Origin of the sequence: Paraburkholderia kururiensis JCM 10599 = LMG 19447 (assembly GCF_003986935.1) — a bacterium.
In the GTDB taxonomy this organism is placed as follows: domain Bacteria; phylum Pseudomonadota; class Gammaproteobacteria; order Burkholderiales; family Burkholderiaceae; genus Paraburkholderia; species Paraburkholderia kururiensis.
Map to the genome: position 1 here is coordinate 289,459 of NZ_RJZE01000004.1, position 16,220 is coordinate 305,678.

The window sequence follows — 16,220 nt, forward strand, 5'->3', positions numbered from 1 at the left end:
GAGAGCGCGCCGGCACCGCGCTATACGGTTTGCCGCGTCGCGATTGCGCGGCGCATGGCGCGCTCGGGCTGACCATTGTTGCCGTAGCGTCCGACGAGACACAGCGTGCCGATCACGAACGCGTCGCACACAAGGCCCGCGAGCCAGGGAAAGGGTTGCGCGATGGCCGCGTGCGTGGCCGTGTCCACTGCCACGGAAAGCACGCTGCCCAACACGAAGCACACGAGCCCGCGGCGGCCTACCGAGACGATCCACGGCGCCCGGACGGCGAGCTGCCTGACCCAGCCCGCGTGCGTCGCGCGCGCGGCGAGCCATGCGATGGCCACGAAGTTGCCCACGCGCACGAAGGCGAGGTTCTGCTTGAGTTCGCCCGCAAGCGGATGCGCTTCGTGCAGGTGGGCCGCTGCAAGAGCGAGCACGAGCGCAAGCGCCGCCACACTGCAGAGCGCCGCAAGCGGCGAGGCATGGATGCGCGTGTCGATGGGCTGTGCGCGCGCGAGCATGCCGAGCACGAACATCAACTGCCACGCAAACGGATTGAACGACCAGGTATCCGACGCGGTGGCCGGCAACAGCGTGAGCGCCTCCGGCGCCAGCCACCATAACGCGATGCTGCTGGCCAGCAGCATCGCGGGGCGGCGTGCCGCGGCCGGCACGGCGAGCGGTACAGCGAGGGCGAACAGCACGTACATCGGCAGCACCGCGGAGAGATACGGCTGACGCCGGAACGATGCGACCTCCAGCAAGAGGCCTGCGGGCCGCGCGAGGAAGTCTGTCCAGTCTGTGTAGCGCACGAGCGGCGAGTCGAGGTGCAGGCCGAGCAGCAAGGCGCCGCTCGCGAGCATCAGCGCCGCCGTGAGCAGATACGCGCCGTAGATCTGGCCGCTGCGTTTCACGAACCGCTTGCGGGCGGCCGATTCGCCGCGCCGCATGCAGACCGCGGCCCATGCCGCCGCCGATGCGTAGCCGCCGAGAAAGACGAACACCTCCGACGAGTCGCAGTACGCGAAGTTGTGCAGCGTGAACTTCGCAAGGACGCTGCCGGAGTTGTGGTCCACGGCAATGACGAGGAGGACGAGACCCCGGAAGAAGTCCACTTCGAGCGACCGCCGTACGTCCGTCTGCATCGTCTGTTGCTCGCAAGGAAGCCGGCCTCGGCATGCGTGGGCACGCGTCCACGCCATGACGGCGCCACGCGCCGCGGGAGGCGCGGCGCGCATGCGTGCCCGGCGTCAGCCGGCGTTTCAGAGTGAGCGTTCAGGATACGGGGGCGAAGATGGCGCCAGGCTGACAGCGTCCCGGCAGGGCTGACACGTCTGACACGTCGCGGTGGCGAATGACGGCATTGCGGACGGCGCCACGCTCGCGAAGGGACGGACGATAACGAAGGGAACGGGACAGAGCAGGCCGACTTAGTACGCAGCCGAGGAAGAGATGAACCAAAGAAAAACGTGGGCCAAAGAAAAAGGCCAGCATGCGCTGGCCTTTGAATCTGGTGCCCAGGAGAGGACTCGAACCTCCACGGAGTTACCCGCTAGTACCTGAAACTAGTGCGTCTACCAATTCCGCCACCTGGGCAGGTGCTCTGCTTTCGCTTGATTCCGTCGCTGGTTCAGCGAGGTGCCGCGAAGCAAAGACCGGCATTATAGCCGAGCGTTTCAGCTTGTCAATCGCGACGCTAGTTCAACGAACTCCCGCCGCAGACCATGATCTGCTGTCCCGTGACAGCGCCCGCGTCTTCGCCCAACAGCCAGGCGACGAGCGACGCCACTTCTTCCACCTTCACGTACCGGCCAATGGGCGGCAGCACCGGCGCGCTGGAGGTGCGTTGCGGATCGTTCAGCATCGGCGTTTCCGTTGCGGCGGGCGACACCACGTTGACCGTAATGCCGCGTGGTGCCAGTTCGATCGCCCATGAGCGCGCCATGCCCACCATCGCGGCTTTGGCCGCTGCGTACTGGCTGCGGCCCGCCGCGCCGCCCGACACGCGGCTGCCGATCAGCACGATGCGCCCGCCGTCGCGCATCGAAGGGGCGAGTGCATCGGCAAGCGCCGCTGCCGCGCCGACATGCAGGCGCCACATCGCCTCGCCACCGGGCAGATCGAGGCCGCCGAGTCTCGCCGTCTTCATGAAGCCCGCAGCGTGAACCAGGCCGTCCACCGCGCCTAGCTCGCGGGCCAGCGGCGCAATGGCGTCGATGTCGCCGAGGTCCACGGGCACGTATTGGAAACGCCGAAAGCGCGGGAAGTGCGCCTCGCCGAAATCGGGCCGGCCGCGGCTCATGCCGATCACCTCGCAGCCGTCTTTTAGCAGCCGCGCCGCAACCGCGTGGCCGATGCCCGAACTCGCGCCAGTCACTACGATGCGTCTTGTCATGTGTTGTCCTGCATGCGGGCTCGATTCATTTCGATTCATTCGTGCTTCAGTGCCCGCCCGCGCGAGGCGCGCTCACCGATTCGATCGTGATGCCCGCTACGTTCTCGAACGCGTGCAGGCCGGCGTGCGGCGCCGTGGCATCCGTAATGAGCGTCCACGGTTTTTCGATGGGCGCCCAGTGTTGCTGGCTGTCGCGATTGAGCTTGTCCGAGGTCGCGAGCACGAAGATGCTGGCCGCCTGACGCATGAGGCATTCCTTCAGATACGCCTGATCCGCGGTGGCTTCGCACAGGCCGCGCCCGGGCACGACGCCGTCCGCCCCCAGGAAGGCTTTGTCGACGGTGATGCGCGTCAATGCGAGCTGCGCGATGGCGCCAAGCGTGCACATGCTGGACTCGCGCACTTCGCCGCCTATCAGCGTCAGGTGGACCTTGCTTGCCGCGAGTATCTGCACGACGAGCAGGTTGTTGGTGACCACCTGGATGTTCTCGCGGCCGGCGAGTGCGCGCGCAAGCGCCGCTGTCGTCGTGCCGCTGTCGAGAAAGACGGTGTCGCCCTCGGCCACATGGGCGGCGGCGGCTTGGCCGATGGCGTCCTTCTCCGCCCGGAAGGTTTGCCGCCGCTGTTCGAGGGACTCTTCGCGCGCATGCATGCTGACCGACGCCGCGCCGCCGTAAGTGCGCAGAATGAGCCTTTCGTCGGCCAGCGCCCGCAGGTCGCGGCGCACAGTGGCTTCAGACATGCCGAAGTGTTCGCACAGTTCGGCCACTTCCGTCATGCCTGACAGGACAGCCTTGAGCATCGCCTCGCGGCGGCGGGCAACTTTCATATTTCGGTCGGTGACGGGTTCGATGCGCCGCCTGCGGACATGGCGGGCGGCGGGGCGCACGGTTCGGCGCGACGGTAGTTTATCCATTTCCCGTTTTCCGTGTCTCTTTCAGCCTGTCTTTGCGCCGCCTTGCGGCACCGGTCGAGCGTGCCCGTGCTCCTTGCTTTATGCCTGCGCAGGGCCTGCCGACGCGACCCAGTCTTCCGTCACGCACACGTATTTGATGCGCTGGCGAAAGTAGGTGTAAGCGATGTGCAGGCGTCCGTCGGCGGACTGCACGATGGACGGATACGAAAATTCGCGGTTCAGCTTGTCGGTCGAATTGTTCGTCATGCAGTAGCCGTCGCCCGTTTCGAGGTTGCGCGCGATAGGCCAGGTGCGGCCGCCGTCCGTCGACACGGCGAGCGTCATCGGCGCGCGTGGCGCACCCCAGAACGCGGTGCCGCGCGCCGACGCGGCTTGCATCACCAGCGTGCCGCTGTCTTCGGCGTCTTCGATGTCGTCATAGAGCGACGCGCGGCGTTGCGTGCTTTGCGCGGCGCTGCTGTGGTTGAACACGAGACCCAGATGGCCGTTGGCGAGCACCACGAACTGGAGCGACGAGTTGTTGTTGGGCAGATCGAGCGGCTGCGGCTCGCTCCACGTGCGGCCGTTAGCGGAGCGGCTGAGATAGATGTGGTCGGCCCAGCGGCTGCGAAAGAGAGCGACGAGCGATCCGTCGTGCAGCACCTGGATGTTCATATGCACGCACCCGATGCTGCCCGGTACGTCGTGCTCGCTCCAGCTCGTGCCGTTGTCGGTTGAGCGCATCACGACGCTGATGTCGTCGTTGCCCGACCATCGTTCGCCCGCTTTGACGCGGCACAGGAACACGGGGCACAGCCATGCGCCGTCGGGCGCGACGACGATGGGTTGCCGCACGAAGGTGCCGGGTTTGTCGAACAGCGTGTCGATCGGCCCCCAGGTGTGGCCGTTGTCGGCGGAAATGCGCCGGCGCACGATCGACGTGTTCTGATGCCCCGACAACTGCGCCGTGTAGATGAGCCACAGTTTGCCGTCGGGCGCGGCGAACAGCACCGGGTTCTGTTCGGAGCGCGTCGGGTCTTCGGAAAGGCGCACGGGTTCGGTCCATGTCGAACTGCCTTGGGGCAGTCTCGAGAGATAGATCGAGATGTCGGGCACGCCTTCCTGGGTGCCGCCGAACCACGCGCAAAGCAGGTCGCCGTTGTCGAGCGCGAGCAGATTCGCGGCGTGATTCTGCACCGTTGCGGCAGGCAGATAGGCATCGACGCGTGCATCGTCGCCAGGCGCGGGATGCAATTGGCCCGGCATCGCGGTGGCCTGCGCGGGCAGAGTGGAGTGGCTCGTCATGATCGAATCCTGAAACGGTAGAGCGTGTGTTGCGTACGAAGTGTCGCGGTGGGCGCGAGTCCTCACGAATCCGTGCGCGCAATGCGGCCTTGTTCGACTGGCGCGCCGTGGTTAGACGAACGGAACAGCAGCCTTTCGATGACCATCACGACGGCCGGCGTGAGAAGCGCGACATACATGTTGTCGACGCCGAACGGATTGCCCAGCAGGAACCAGGCAGTGGTGGCAACGGTGGCGAGCGCGAGCGCCCAGATCGCGCCGCGGTTGCTGTTGAAGAAGGGCAGATAGATGCCCATCAAGGCGACCACGGTCACGGTGAGCCGCAAGGCGCGGGTGAAGAACGACAGCGCGAGAATCTGCGGCACGAACAGCACGAAGATGAGCGGCAGAAAGCCCACCACGAGCGAGATGAGGCGCGTGGTGCGCAGTTCGCGTTCCGGCGAAGGGCGGTAACGCGGCACGTAAAAGTCCTTGACGATCAGCGAGGCGATGGCGAGCGCCACCGTGCTGACGCTCACGAAGATCGACGCCACGAGCGAGACCGTCACGATGCCCGAGAGCAGCGGATGCATGTGCTGCAGAAAGATGGGCAGCGCATAGAGGCTCTTGATGCCGGGGAACAGGAACTTCGCGGCCACGCCGAGAAAGCCGAGCGCAATTGCAATGGGCACGCAGAGCACGCCGGCCATCAGCGTCGCGTTACGCGCTTCGTTTGCGGACTTCGCGCCGGAAATGGCCTGAATGATGAACTGCGTGGAGAAGATGGCGCCCGCCGTGCCGATGATCCATGCGCCAATCGTGCCGCCGCCCAGCATGCCGTTCCACGTGAAGTATTGAGCCGGCATGCTCTGCATCATGGGCGCAACGCCGCCCGTCATCGAGAGCGCTACCCACACGAGAATCGCGATGCCGAACAGCTTCACGGCGCTGTGCAGGATCGTCACGTAGGCCACGCTTTTCAGGCCGCCCCACGCGAAGTAGATCGTGCTCACGACCGCGGTGATGAACGCCGCTGTCGGCAGATTGACGCGCATGACCGTGGATATCGCAGCCGCGCCGCTCACATAGTTGCCCACGTTCACGATGAAGAGCGCGTAGATCATGATGGCCGACACGACGAGCCTGGCCGACTTGCCGTACTTCTGCGCAATGAAGCCCGAGATGGTGAATTCGCCGGACCGGTAGAGCCGCCGCGCCATGAAAAGCCCGAAGAACACGAAGCCGATGGAGGCGGAGATCACCGACCACGATGCCGCGATGCCCACGTTGAAGGCTTCCTGCGAGGTGCCGATGGTCGACTTGGCGCCGATGTACTCCGACATGAGCAGAATGGCGATCACGATGGCGGGCGTGGAGCGCCCCGCCACCATGAACTGCTCGGTGGTCTTGCTGCGCAGCCGGATGCTGATCCACGCCGTGATGACGATGTACACGACGACCATCGCGATGATGACGGCCGTGTCCCATGCGGTGAAGTGATTCATTGCTGTCTCCGATTGTTGTTGGCTGCGGGCGCGCCTCGCTGCGGCGCCCGTCTGGGTCATGCACGGCGCGAGCCGCGCATGACTGCAATAGCGTTACGCGGGTTGCACCGCGCGGCGCGTCGCCAGGTCTCGTGCCTGCTTGAGCGCTTCCAGCATGCTGCGTTCGTCGGCAATGCCCTTGCCGGCAATGTCGAATGCAGTGCCGTGATCCACCGACGTACGAATCACGGGCAAGCCGACCGTGACGTTGACGCCTGCTTCCAGACCCATCACCTTCACCGGGCCGTGTCCCTGATCGTGGTACATCGCCACGACCACGTCGAAGTCGCCGCGCCCCGCGCGGAAGAACAGCGTGTCGGCGGGCAGCGGGCCTTCGACATCCCAGCCGCGTTCGCGCAGCACGTTGACGGCGGGGATGATCTTCTCCTCTTCCTCGCCGTAACCGAACAGGCCGTTTTCGCCCGCGTGCGGGTTGATGCCGCACACGCCGATGCGCGGCGCTTCGATGCCCGCGCGCACGAGCGTGTCGTGAGCGCGTTCGATCGTGCGCTGCACGAGCCCCGGCTCGATGCGGCGAATCGCATCGAGCAGGCCGATGTGCGTGGTGACGTGAATGACGCGCAGCTTCGGCGCGACCAGCATCATCGAGACTTCGGGAATGCCCGTGAGATGCGCGAGCATTTCGGTATGCCCAGGAAAGATGTGGCCGCCCGCGTGCAGGGCTTCCTTGTTCAGCGGCGCGGTGCAGATCGCATCCAGTTCGCCCGCCGAGGTGAGTTCCACGGTGCGCGCGATGTATTGATAGGCCGCATCGCCCGCGACGGGGGAGAGCTTGCCGTAGGGCAGGTCGGCGGGAATCAGGCCCAGGTCGATGCAATCGACTTCGCCGTAAGTGAAATGCGCCTGCGCGGGCGTGGCAATGGAGCGGACCGTCAGCGTCACGCCGGCACGGCGCGCCGCATCGACTAACCGCCGCGAGTCGCCGATCACGAGCGGACGGCAACTGTCGTAGACCGACGCGTGCGCGAGGCTCTTCATGATGATTTCCGGTCCCACGCCGGCGGCATCGCCCATCGTGATGCCGATTACAGGACGATATGTCATAGCTTCCTCTTTGCTGGATGCACTGGATGCACTGGATGCGCTCGATGCGCTGGATGGATGCGGCGCCTGCCCGTGCGCCTGTTGTGCGACGGTGAGCCGCCGCCACGCGCGATACAGAGTGTCGGGCCGGCCGAAGCCGCCCGCCTTGGTGACCACCGGCAACGTTCTGCCGGCATGCGCGGCGACGAGCAACGGCACGCCGCTTTCGATTTCTTCGGCCACGTGCAACGTCGCCACGCCCATCTGCGAGAGCAGCGCACGCGCGGTTTCGCCGCCCGTGGCGATGAGCGCCGCGGCGTGTTCGGCGGCGGGCGCGAGCCGCGCGGCGAGCTGCCGCGCGAGCAGCACACCGTCGGCCACGTCAAGGCGGCCGCGCTGACTCAGTGCGACGACGACATGACGGCCCTGCGTCAATGCCTCTGCGACCTGCGGGGTCAACGCGAGCGTGGCGGTATCGCCGGGGTCGAGCAGCGCCTGCGCGTCGACTTCGACGAGGTCGATGGCTTCGCCTGCGTCTCTCACCGTGGCGCACAACGTTGCGGCTTGCCCATGCGACACGCTGGACATGCTGCCCACTACGGTCAGCACGCCACGCAAGCGCGAATTGCCCGCCACGAATGCGCCTGTACGTGCCTCTTTGCTCACACCGCTTGCGCCGCTCACACCGCTCACACTGCCCGCACGCATCGACGCCGCATGCATGTCGACCACCGGAGCGGCGAGCCCGGCGGACCCGACCCAGAACACGTCGTCGAGCGTGATGGACGCGTTCGCGATCGCGGCAAGGTCTTCTTCGGTCTCGCTGTCGCAGACCACGGCCTGCCGTCGCTCATGCTGGCAGACGGCAAGCCGCGCATGCAGCGACGCAGTGCCCTGGCGTACCTCGTCGAGCCCGATGTGGGCCACGCGCAAGCCCGCATCGCGCAGCATTTCGCACAGATCGGCCGTGCCGGCGAGGTGCTCGTTGCGCCAGACCTCGGACGCTTCCACGGGTTCGCCGAACAGGTACTGCCGGCCGTTGTGCGTCGTCCTGCCCGCAGCCGGAAAGGCCGGCGCGACGATGGCCATGCCCGCGAGCGGAACGAGGGCCGCGATTTCGGCGGCCACGTTGCCGCGCAGCGTCGAGTCGATCTTCTTGTACACACGGCGACCGTGCGCATGGGCTCGCCATGCCTCTACGTTCGCGCGCGCCGCGTCTGCGGCGGCGTGGCGGCGCGTATCGGTGTCGATGGCGAGCACATCGGCGTCGCGGGCTTCGCTGGTCTCGCCGATGTCGAGGCTCACGATCGCGTTCAACCCCGCGTTTAGCCCCCCGTTTAGGCCATAACGTGCGCATGCCGCGACGCAGTCGGCGGTACCCGACAGGTCGTCGCCGATGAACAGCAAGCGTGCAGGGCTAATGGATGGCGCGTTCATGGCAGCAGCCGACGATAGATCGCCTTGATGTCGTCAAGGCTCAACGGCTTCGGATTGTTGCCGAGCAGGCGCTTGACCTTCGAGGCGGCCACCGCGAGCGCATCGAGATGGTCTTCGCTGACGCCGAAGCGGCGCAGGTCCTGCGGAATGGCCAGCGCTGCGGTCCATTCGCGAATGCGCGCGAGCAGCTTTTCCGCCGCTTGCGCGTCGCTGTCGTCGTGATGCGCGATAGCGAGCGCGTGCGCCACGTTCGCGAGACGCGCTTCGATCGCGTCGAGATTGAATTGCATGACGTGCGGCAGCAGCATCGAGTTCGCCACGCCGTGCGTGACGTTGAACATGCCGCCGAGCGGGTAGGCGAGCGCATGCACGGCGGCCGTGCCGGCCGCGGTCAACGCGAGGCCGCCGTACATGGAACCGAGCAGCATGGCTTCGCGCGCCTTCAGCGACTGCCCGTTGTCGTACGCTTCGAGCAGGTTGGCGCCGATCAGGCGCATCGACTCCATCGCGTACATGTCGCTGACGGGATTGGCCTTTGTCGAGATATACGATTCGAGCGCGTGAATGAAGGCGTCCATGCCCGTTGCCGCGGTGATCGGCTTCGGCAGATCGAGCGTGAGCGTGGCATCGAGTATCACCAGTTGCGGCAACAGATGGCGGCTCACGATGCCGACCTTCAGCGCTTCGTCGGGCAGCGTGACGATGGCGTTCGGCGTGACTTCGGAGCCCGTTCCCGAGGTGGTGGGCACCAGAATCAGCGGCACGCCGGGCGAGGCGATCAGGTCGATGCCGAGCCACTCGCGCAGCGGCTGCGCATTCGTGAGCCGCACGGCGAACAGTTTGGCGGCGTCCAGCACGCTGCCGCCGCCGATCGAAAGCACCGCGTCGGGCGCAAACGGCGCGATCTGCTCGCGGTAGACGGACTCGACGTTTTCGATGCTCGGCTCGGGCTCGACGTCGCGCACGATCAGCACCTGAATGTCCTTCTGTTCGAGCGCGGCGACAACGCGACCCGCCACGCCGTTGGCTTCCATGACGGGCTGCGTGATGAACGCCAGGCGGCGCACCGGCCGGTCGAGCAGCGCGAGCCGCTCGGGCAGCTGCGCGAGGCTGTTGGGGCCGTGCACGATGTGCGGGACGGTCTGGAAGTGATAGACGGCGGTCATGTCGAAAATCTCTGGGGCTGGCGATCGTGGGAGCGTGGCAAAAAAGGCTGCGGCAAAAGGCTGTGGCAAATACGCTGGGCGAATGCGAGTGGCAAAAAGTCCCGCGTTCAACCCACGCGCGGGTAATGCGCGAGCGCTTTGGCAAGACGCTCGCGCGCGGCGGCATCGAGCGGCTGCGCGGGCGAGCGTGCCGGGCCGGCGGGCATGCCGAGCATGGCTGCCGCAGTCTTCAGCACGACGGGCATCGTGCCGAGCGCGAACGCATCGCGCAGGGCACGCAGCGATTCCTGCGCGCGCCGCGCCGTGTCGATGTCGCCGGACTGGAAGCTGTTCCAGATCGACATGACGACACTGGGCACGGCGTTCGTGGTGGCGGCAACCGCGCCGTCGCCGCCCGCGATGAGCGTCCACAGGATCATCGAATCCGTACCAGTGAACACGGCGAAATCGTCGCGGCGCAGGTTGATGAGTTGCAGCAGGCGATCGAAATCGCCACCGCTGTCTTTGATGCCGCGAATGTTGGGAATCTCGGCGAGGCGCCGCACGGTGTCCACGTTCAGCGTGACGCCGGCCTTGGCCGGAATCGTATAGAGCATCACGGGCAGCGACGTGCCGCGCGCAATGCGCTCGTAGTGCGTGAAGAGTTCCTGCTGTGTTGCGCCGTTGAAGTACGGCGTGATGACCGAAACGGCATCGACGCCGACGTCCTCCATCTTGCGGTTCAGCTCGATCACGTCGCGGGTCGCATACGCGCCCGTGCCCGCAATGACGGGCACGCGCGAGCGGGCCTGATCGACGGCGATGCGCGCCACGCGCAGTTTCTCCGCCTCCGAAAGCGCGATGAACTCGCCGTTCGTGCCGAGCACGAAGAGGCCGTGCACGCCGGCGTCGATCAGACGATCGACAAGCATGCGCAAACCGGCTTCGTCCACTTCCTCGTTTTCGCTCATCGGTGTGATGAGGGCAGGGACGATGCCCTTGAACGTGATTGACATGCTGTTCTCCACAATGCCTGCTGTCTGCTTGCTGCGTGGGCCTCAGAACTTGTGGCGCAAGCCCAGTGCCGCGGCGATCTGATGCGAATTGCTCGATGCCGCGACCGGCCACAATGCCGCGACGGCCGCCTTGCCGGTCGAGTCGATGCCGCTTGCGCGCTGCCAGGCGGTGGTCAGATAGACGTCGGTGCGCTTCGAGAGGAAGTAATCCGCGCCGAGGTTCACCTGGTTGTAGTGCGCGTCGCCCGCGCCGTGGGTGCGCGTGTACTCATACGCTACGCCCATCAGGAGCGTCGGCGTGAACTGATAGTTGAAGTTGATTTCGGCGTTGTCGAACACGGCCGTTGCGCCCTTGTAGCGTGCAATCGGCGCGGACGCGGCGCCGGAGCCGAGATCCTCGAAGCGCGAGTTCGAATAGACGAGGCCGAGCCTGGCGGCGCCGAACGTGTAGTTGCCCGCCACCGACGTGACACGCTGCGTGCGTGCCGACGTGTAGCCCGAGAAGATGGGCGTGTTGTTCGGCGAGATGGCGGCGGCGCCCGCTGTGCCGTCCCACAACGCGGTGTTGGGTCGCGACGTGTCGATGTACGAAACGCCCAGCGCGAGCGGGCCGCGGTTGTAGCCCGCCGCGAGGCTCCAGATGCGGTTGTTGCTGAAGTTGCCGGCGGTGCCGCCGAAGCTGAACAGGGCGCCTGCGCGCAAGCCGCCGTAGTCCTGCGAGAGGAACTTCACGCTGTTGCTGATGCGGGAATTGACATACAGGTTGTCGGTGTCGCCGGGGTGCGCGCCGATGCCGCCCGCCCACTGGTTCGCGGCAACGAGCGGCCCGACGAAATCGGCCGACGGTTCGTTCTGGCGGCCCAGCGTCACGGTGCCGTACGGCGTGCCGAGGCCCACCCATGCCGCGCGCCCGAACATGCGGCCGTTCTGCCCCAGCGTACCGGTCGTGCCGCTGAAGCCGTTTTCCAGCGTGAAGATCGCCTTCAGGCCGCCGCCCAGGTCTTCCGATCCCTTGAGGCCCCAGCGGCTGCCCGACTCGACGCCGCTCGACATCTGATAGTTCGTGCCGCCTTTCTGATTGTTCGTGTACATCAACGACGTGTCGATCAGACCATAAAGCGTGACGCTGCTTTGCGCCTGCGCCGACATCGCGACGCCCAGCATGCCGAACAGTGCGAGGGACCTTCTCATTGGTTTCGTCTCCATAGTGTCAGTCAGTTTTTTTGATTGAATCGATCGTTTCTGCCGGGGCGTCTGACCGAAATATTGGCATCCGATACCGCGTGATTGATCGACTCGGTCAGTTTATGTGATCGATTTGGTCGAATCAACTGCAGGTAAACCCGGTTTGTGATTGAAACGAGCATTTTGAGCGCGCGGATGCGGATCGAGCGCAAAACCGGCGTGGCGGCCAGAGGAGGGCGACGAAGGCGCGAGCGCGGAAGGCAGCGTCTTGTGTGCCGACGGATGGGGGACGAGGGACCGGTGGGTAGTCGTGCGGAGTCCGGCGGCGGAAGAAAAAGCGCCCCGCGAATCGGACAATTCGCGAGGCGTTCTGAGCCGGCCGTGTGGCGGGGCTATGCGCTGCTCGGCGTTGGAGGGCTATGCGTGTTACTGCGGACGCCGCCGGAAAAGAAAAAGGCCAGCGTGTGCTGGCCTTTGAATCTGGTGCCCAGGAGAGGACTCGAACCTCCACGGAGTTACCCGCTAGTACCTGAAACTAGTGCGTCTACCAATTCCGCCACCTGGGCAGGTGCTCTGCTTTCGCTTGATCCCGTCGCTGATTCAGCGAGGTGCCGCGAAGCAAAGATCGCCATTATAACGGCTCGTCGAACGCTGTCAAGCAATTCGAGCGGTCGGTCAGTACGGCGCGCGCACGGCATCGGAGTGCCCGTTTCACCGTGCCGCAAGGCGGACGGCGCGTCATGCACGGGTGTTAGAATGGCCCGCAGCAGGCCGCCCGGCGCGCTTGCCGCGTCTCATCGACCGACGTCCCACGCAACGAGAAAAACCATCGACAAGCCCTTGAGCAAATATCCGTACCCGATTCCGAGCCGTGAAGAAATCCTCGGCGTGCTGCGCACGAGCGATTCTCCGCTCACGGCGAACGACATCGCCGAAGCGCTCGCCATCAAGCGCCAGGAGCGCGAAGGTTTCTTCCGGCGGATCGCCGCCATGGAGCGCGACGGCCAGATCCGGCTCGATGCGCGCGGGCACTACCAGCTGACTCATCCATCCAGTTTCGTGGCGGGCCGCGTGCAGGGGCACCGCGACGGCTACGGCTTTCTGGTGCGCGACGACGGCCAGGACGATCTGTTCCTGCCGCAGCCCGAGATGCAGAAGGTCATGCACAACGACCGCGTGCTTGCGCGCATCGTGGGCTTCGACCGCCGCGGGCGTCCTGAGGGGCACATCGTCGAGGTCACGGACCGCGCGAACCGCCGCGTGATCGGGCGCCTGCTCAACGAGAACGGCGCGCTGATCGTGGCCCCCGAAGACAAGCGCATCGGCCACGACATTCTCGTCACGCAGAACGCCAAGAAGGCCAAGGTGGGCCAGGTCGTGGTGGTCGAGTTGACCGACTTCCCGAGCCGCCATTCGCAGCCGCTCGGCCGCGTGGTGGAAGTGCTGGGCGACATCGACGACCCCGGCATGGAAATCGAAATCGCGGTGCGCAAGTACGGCGTGCCGCATGCATTCAGCGACGCCGCGCTCGAAGAAGCCGCAAAGCTGCCCGACGAGGTGCGTCCTGTCGACGTGCGCCATCGCGTGGACCTGCGCGACGTGCCGCTCGTCACGATCGACGGCGAAGACGCGCGCGACTTCGACGACGCCGTCTACTGCGAGCCCGTCAAGGTAGGCCGCGGCGACGGCTTTCGCCTGATCGTCGCGATCGCGGACGTTTCGCACTACGTGCGCCCCGCGAGCGATCTCGACGTGGACGCGCTCGAGCGCAGCACCTCGGTGTACTTCCCGCGCCGCGTGATTCCCATGCTGCCCGAGAAGCTCTCGAACGGGCTCTGCTCGCTCAATCCGCACGTGGACCGCTGCGTGCTGGTGTGCGACATGGTCATCACGACGCGCGGCGAGATCAAGGCGTACCAGTTCTATCCGGGCGTCATGCATTCGGCCGCACGGCTCACGTACACCGAAGTGGCCGCGGTGCTGAAGAACACCAAGGGGCCGGAAGCCGCGCGGCGCGCGGGCCTTCTCGATCATCTGCAGAACCTGTACGGCGTCTACAAGTCGCTGTTCGCGGCGCGCCAGAAGCGCGGCGCGATCGACTTCGACACCACCGAGACCTACATCGTCTGCAATGCGCAGGGCAAGATCGAGCAGATCGTGCCGCGCCAGCGTAACGACGCGCACAAGCTCATCGAAGAATGCATGCTGGCCGCGAACGTCTGCGCGGCCGACTTCATGAAGCGCAACCGGCATTCGGGCCTGTACCGCGTGCACGCCGGTCCCACGGCCGAGAAGCTCGAAAACCTGCGCACGTTCCTGCGCGGCATGGGCCTCTCGCTCGGCGGCGGCGAGACGCCTCACGCGAGCGACTACGCGGCGCTGATGGCGCACATCCGCGACCGGCCCGACGCGCAGATGCTGCAGACCATGCTGCTGCGCTCCATGCAGCAGGCGGTCTACAGCCCCGACAACATCGGCCACTTCGGCCTTGCCTACGAGGCGTACGCACACTTCACGAGCCCGATTCGCCGCTATCCCGACCTGCTCACGCACCGCGCCATCTACGCAGTCCTGCAGGGCAAGAAGTACCAGCCCGAAACGCCCGCAGGCGTCGCGCTCAACACGGCGCTGTCGCCGCGCGCCCGCGCGATGCAACAGGAAGACGAGGAAAAGCACGGCCGGCGCGGCCGTCCGAACACGGCGATCTGGGAAGAGCTGGGCCTGCACTGCTCGGCCAACGAGCGGCGTGCGGACGAAGCCTCGCGCGACGTTGAAGCATGGCTCAAGTGCTACTTCATGCGCGACAAGCTGGGCGAGGAGTACGGCGGCATGGTGAGCGGCGTGACGTCGTTCGGCATCTTCGTGCAGCTGGATGCGCTTTTCATCGAAGGCCTCGTGCACGTCACGGAACTCGGCTCCGACTACTTCCAGTACGACGAGATCAAGAACGAACTGCGCGGCGAGCGCACGGGCATTCGCTACCGTCTTTCGGACCGGGTGCGCGTGCAGGTGAGCCGCGTGGACCTCGACGCACGCAAGATCGACTTCCGCCTTGTGCGCGACACGCTCAAGAAGCCGCTGGCGGGTCGCGGCGCGCCGGCCGAGAAGGCAACGGCCGAATCGGCCGGGCCGCGCGTGCGGGCGCTGTCGCCGCGAGACGTGCGCGAGGCGCGCGAAGGCCAGGACTGCCCGCGCGGCAAGAAGGCCGCGCCCGCTCCGAATGCCGCCGTGAAGGCGGCCCGCGCCGCGCGCGGGGCGACCAAGACGGCGAAGAAGCACGCCGCACCCAAGGCCGCCGCGAAGGGCAAGGGCACGTCGCGCAAGAAGCGCTAATACCGCCAAAAGTATTCAAAGGTTTGTCTCATCCATGTCACGTCTCAAGGTTCTATACGGGTTCCACGCGGTTACCGCGCGGCTGCGCCACGATGCATCGACGGTCGAAGATGTCTATTACGACGCCACGCGGCGCGACCGCCGCATGCAGGACTTCCTGCATTTCGCCAAGGAGGCGGGCGTCCGGCTGATTGCCGCCGACGAAACACGCCTCTGGGGCCTTGCGCGCACCGAGCGCCATCAAGGCGTGGTGGCGCGCGCGGGCGACCTGCCGCTCGCGCAGAACCTGGCCGAGCTGCTCGACGGCATTCAGGGCACGGCGCTCCTGCTCGTGCTGGACGGCGTCACCGACCCGCACAATCTGGGCGCCTGCCTGCGCGTGGCCGACGCGGCCGGCGCGCACGCCATCATCGCGCCGCGCGACCGTTCGGCGGGCCTCAATGCGACAGCCGCCAAGGTCGCAAGCGGCGCCGCGGATACCGTGCCGTACATCACCGTCACGAACCTCGCGCGCGCCCTGCGCGAACTGAAGGAAGCCGGCGTCTGGGTGATAGGCACCGCAGGCGATGCGCAGGCAAGTCTCTACGACACGAAGCTGGACGGCCCCGTGGCGATCGTGATGGGCGCCGAAGGCGAAGGCATGCGCCGCCTCACGCGCGACACCTGCGACGAAGTCATGCAGATTCCGATGGCGGGCACGGTGGAAAGCCTCAACGTGTCCGTGGCTTCCGGCGTGTGTCTCTTCGAGGCCGTCCGGCAACGGCACGCGAAGGCAGGCGCCTGAGCGGACGCCTGAGCTGCCGGTTGAGCAGACGCCTTAGCGCGGCAGAGAGCAGAGAGCGGCGAGGACAGGGAGCGCGGACCATCCAGGGCGCTTCAGTCCGACTCCGGTAAACTTGCGTGTTTTCCGCGCCTCACGCGGGCTGGTTTCTCCGCTTCCTCCTTAAAGCCGCCTCATCC

General features: G+C 66.1%; 11 protein-coding genes and 2 tRNA genes. 2 read left to right on the forward strand and 11 right to left on the reverse strand.

Going from position 1 to position 16,220, the window contains the following annotated elements; all coding sequences use genetic code 11:
- Window positions 1-20 precede the first annotated feature (20 nt).
- From opgC to PKKP23_RS06745, 11 genes are all read right to left on the reverse strand, one after another.
- Window positions 21-1,127: an OpgC domain-containing protein gene (opgC, locus tag PKKP23_RS06695; RefSeq protein WP_017776594.1), complete on the reverse strand. Its 1,107-nt coding sequence runs from the start codon at window positions 1,125-1,127 to the stop codon at window positions 21-23.
- Window positions 1,128-1,493: 366 nt separating this feature from the next.
- Window positions 1,494-1,578: transfer RNA gene (locus tag PKKP23_RS06700), tRNA-Leu, on the reverse strand.
- A gap of 100 nt (window positions 1,579-1,678) precedes the next feature.
- A complete protein-coding gene (locus PKKP23_RS06705; RefSeq protein WP_126876290.1) occupies window positions 1,679-2,377 on the reverse strand; it encodes an SDR family NAD(P)-dependent oxidoreductase in 699 nt (232 codons plus the stop codon).
- Window positions 2,378-2,423: 46 nt separating this feature from the next.
- The gene (locus PKKP23_RS06710; RefSeq protein WP_126876291.1) at window positions 2,424-3,206 is read right to left on the reverse strand and encodes a DeoR/GlpR family DNA-binding transcription regulator; all 783 of its coding nucleotides are present in this window, start codon (window positions 3,204-3,206) and stop codon (window positions 2,424-2,426) included.
- Between the two features lie 165 nt (window positions 3,207-3,371).
- Window positions 3,372-4,577, reverse strand: coding sequence for a sialidase family protein (locus PKKP23_RS06715; RefSeq protein WP_126876292.1), 1,206 nt, complete (start codon window positions 4,575-4,577; stop codon window positions 3,372-3,374).
- A 62-nt stretch (window positions 4,578-4,639) separates the two neighbouring features.
- Entirely contained in the window at window positions 4,640-6,061 is a 1,422-nt protein-coding gene (locus PKKP23_RS06720) for a sodium:solute symporter family protein (protein ID WP_126876293.1), read from the reverse strand.
- Between the two features lie 93 nt (window positions 6,062-6,154).
- Window positions 6,155-8,581, reverse strand: a complete 2,427-nt coding sequence (gene pdxA / locus PKKP23_RS06725; protein WP_126876294.1) for a 4-hydroxythreonine-4-phosphate dehydrogenase PdxA — start codon at window positions 8,579-8,581, stop codon at window positions 6,155-6,157.
- Window positions 8,578-9,747, reverse strand: coding sequence for an iron-containing alcohol dehydrogenase (locus PKKP23_RS06730; RefSeq protein WP_126876295.1), 1,170 nt, complete (start codon window positions 9,745-9,747; stop codon window positions 8,578-8,580). The genes pdxA and PKKP23_RS06730 overlap by 4 nt, the downstream gene beginning before the upstream one ends.
- A gap of 107 nt (window positions 9,748-9,854) precedes the next feature.
- Window positions 9,855-10,742: a 4-hydroxy-tetrahydrodipicolinate synthase gene (gene dapA, locus PKKP23_RS06735; protein ID WP_126876296.1), complete on the reverse strand. Its 888-nt coding sequence runs from the start codon at window positions 10,740-10,742 to the stop codon at window positions 9,855-9,857.
- Between the two features lie 42 nt (window positions 10,743-10,784).
- Entirely contained in the window at window positions 10,785-11,933 is a 1,149-nt protein-coding gene (locus PKKP23_RS06740; RefSeq protein ID WP_026121817.1) for a porin, read from the reverse strand.
- A gap of 475 nt (window positions 11,934-12,408) precedes the next feature.
- A tRNA-Leu gene (locus PKKP23_RS06745) sits at window positions 12,409-12,493 on the reverse strand.
- Between the two features lie 274 nt (window positions 12,494-12,767).
- Here PKKP23_RS06745 and rnr point away from each other — a divergent pair.
- Together rnr and rlmB are read left to right on the forward strand one after the other, a co-directional pair.
- Window positions 12,768-15,260: a ribonuclease R gene (gene rnr / locus PKKP23_RS06750; RefSeq protein WP_420873195.1), complete on the forward strand. Its 2,493-nt coding sequence runs from the start codon at window positions 12,768-12,770 to the stop codon at window positions 15,258-15,260.
- A gap of 34 nt (window positions 15,261-15,294) precedes the next feature.
- The gene (gene rlmB / locus PKKP23_RS06755; RefSeq protein WP_017776605.1) at window positions 15,295-16,044 is read left to right on the forward strand and encodes a 23S rRNA (guanosine(2251)-2'-O)-methyltransferase RlmB; all 750 of its coding nucleotides are present in this window, start codon (window positions 15,295-15,297) and stop codon (window positions 16,042-16,044) included.
- The last annotated feature ends 176 nt before the right edge of the window (window positions 16,045-16,220 follow it).

Bases quoted from the DNA above. Each gene is read 5' to 3' on its own strand.
- opgC (WP_017776594.1), bottom strand. From the start codon at position 1,127: ATGCAGACGGACGTACGGCGGTCGCTCGAAGTGGACTTCTTCCGGGGT.
- PKKP23_RS06705 (WP_126876290.1), bottom strand. From the start codon at position 2,377: ATGACAAGACGCATCGTAGTGACTGGCGCGAGTTCGGGCATCGGCCAC.
- PKKP23_RS06710 (WP_126876291.1), bottom strand. From the start codon at position 3,206: ATGAAAGTTGCCCGCCGCCGCGAGGCGATGCTCAAGGCTGTCCTGTCA.
- PKKP23_RS06715 (WP_126876292.1), bottom strand. From the start codon at position 4,577: ATGACGAGCCACTCCACTCTGCCCGCGCAGGCCACCGCGATGCCGGGC.
- PKKP23_RS06720 (WP_126876293.1), bottom strand. From the start codon at position 6,061: ATGAATCACTTCACCGCATGGGACACGGCCGTCATCATCGCGATGGTC.
- pdxA (WP_126876294.1), bottom strand. From the start codon at position 8,581: ATGAACGCGCCATCCATTAGCCCTGCACGCTTGCTGTTCATCGGCGAC.
- PKKP23_RS06730 (WP_126876295.1), bottom strand. From the start codon at position 9,747: ATGACCGCCGTCTATCACTTCCAGACCGTCCCGCACATCGTGCACGGC.
- dapA (WP_126876296.1), bottom strand. From the start codon at position 10,742: ATGTCAATCACGTTCAAGGGCATCGTCCCTGCCCTCATCACACCGATG.
- PKKP23_RS06740 (WP_026121817.1), bottom strand. From the start codon at position 11,933: ATGAGAAGGTCCCTCGCACTGTTCGGCATGCTGGGCGTCGCGATGTCG.
- rlmB (WP_017776605.1), top strand. From the start codon at position 15,295: ATGTCACGTCTCAAGGTTCTATACGGGTTCCACGCGGTTACCGCGCGG.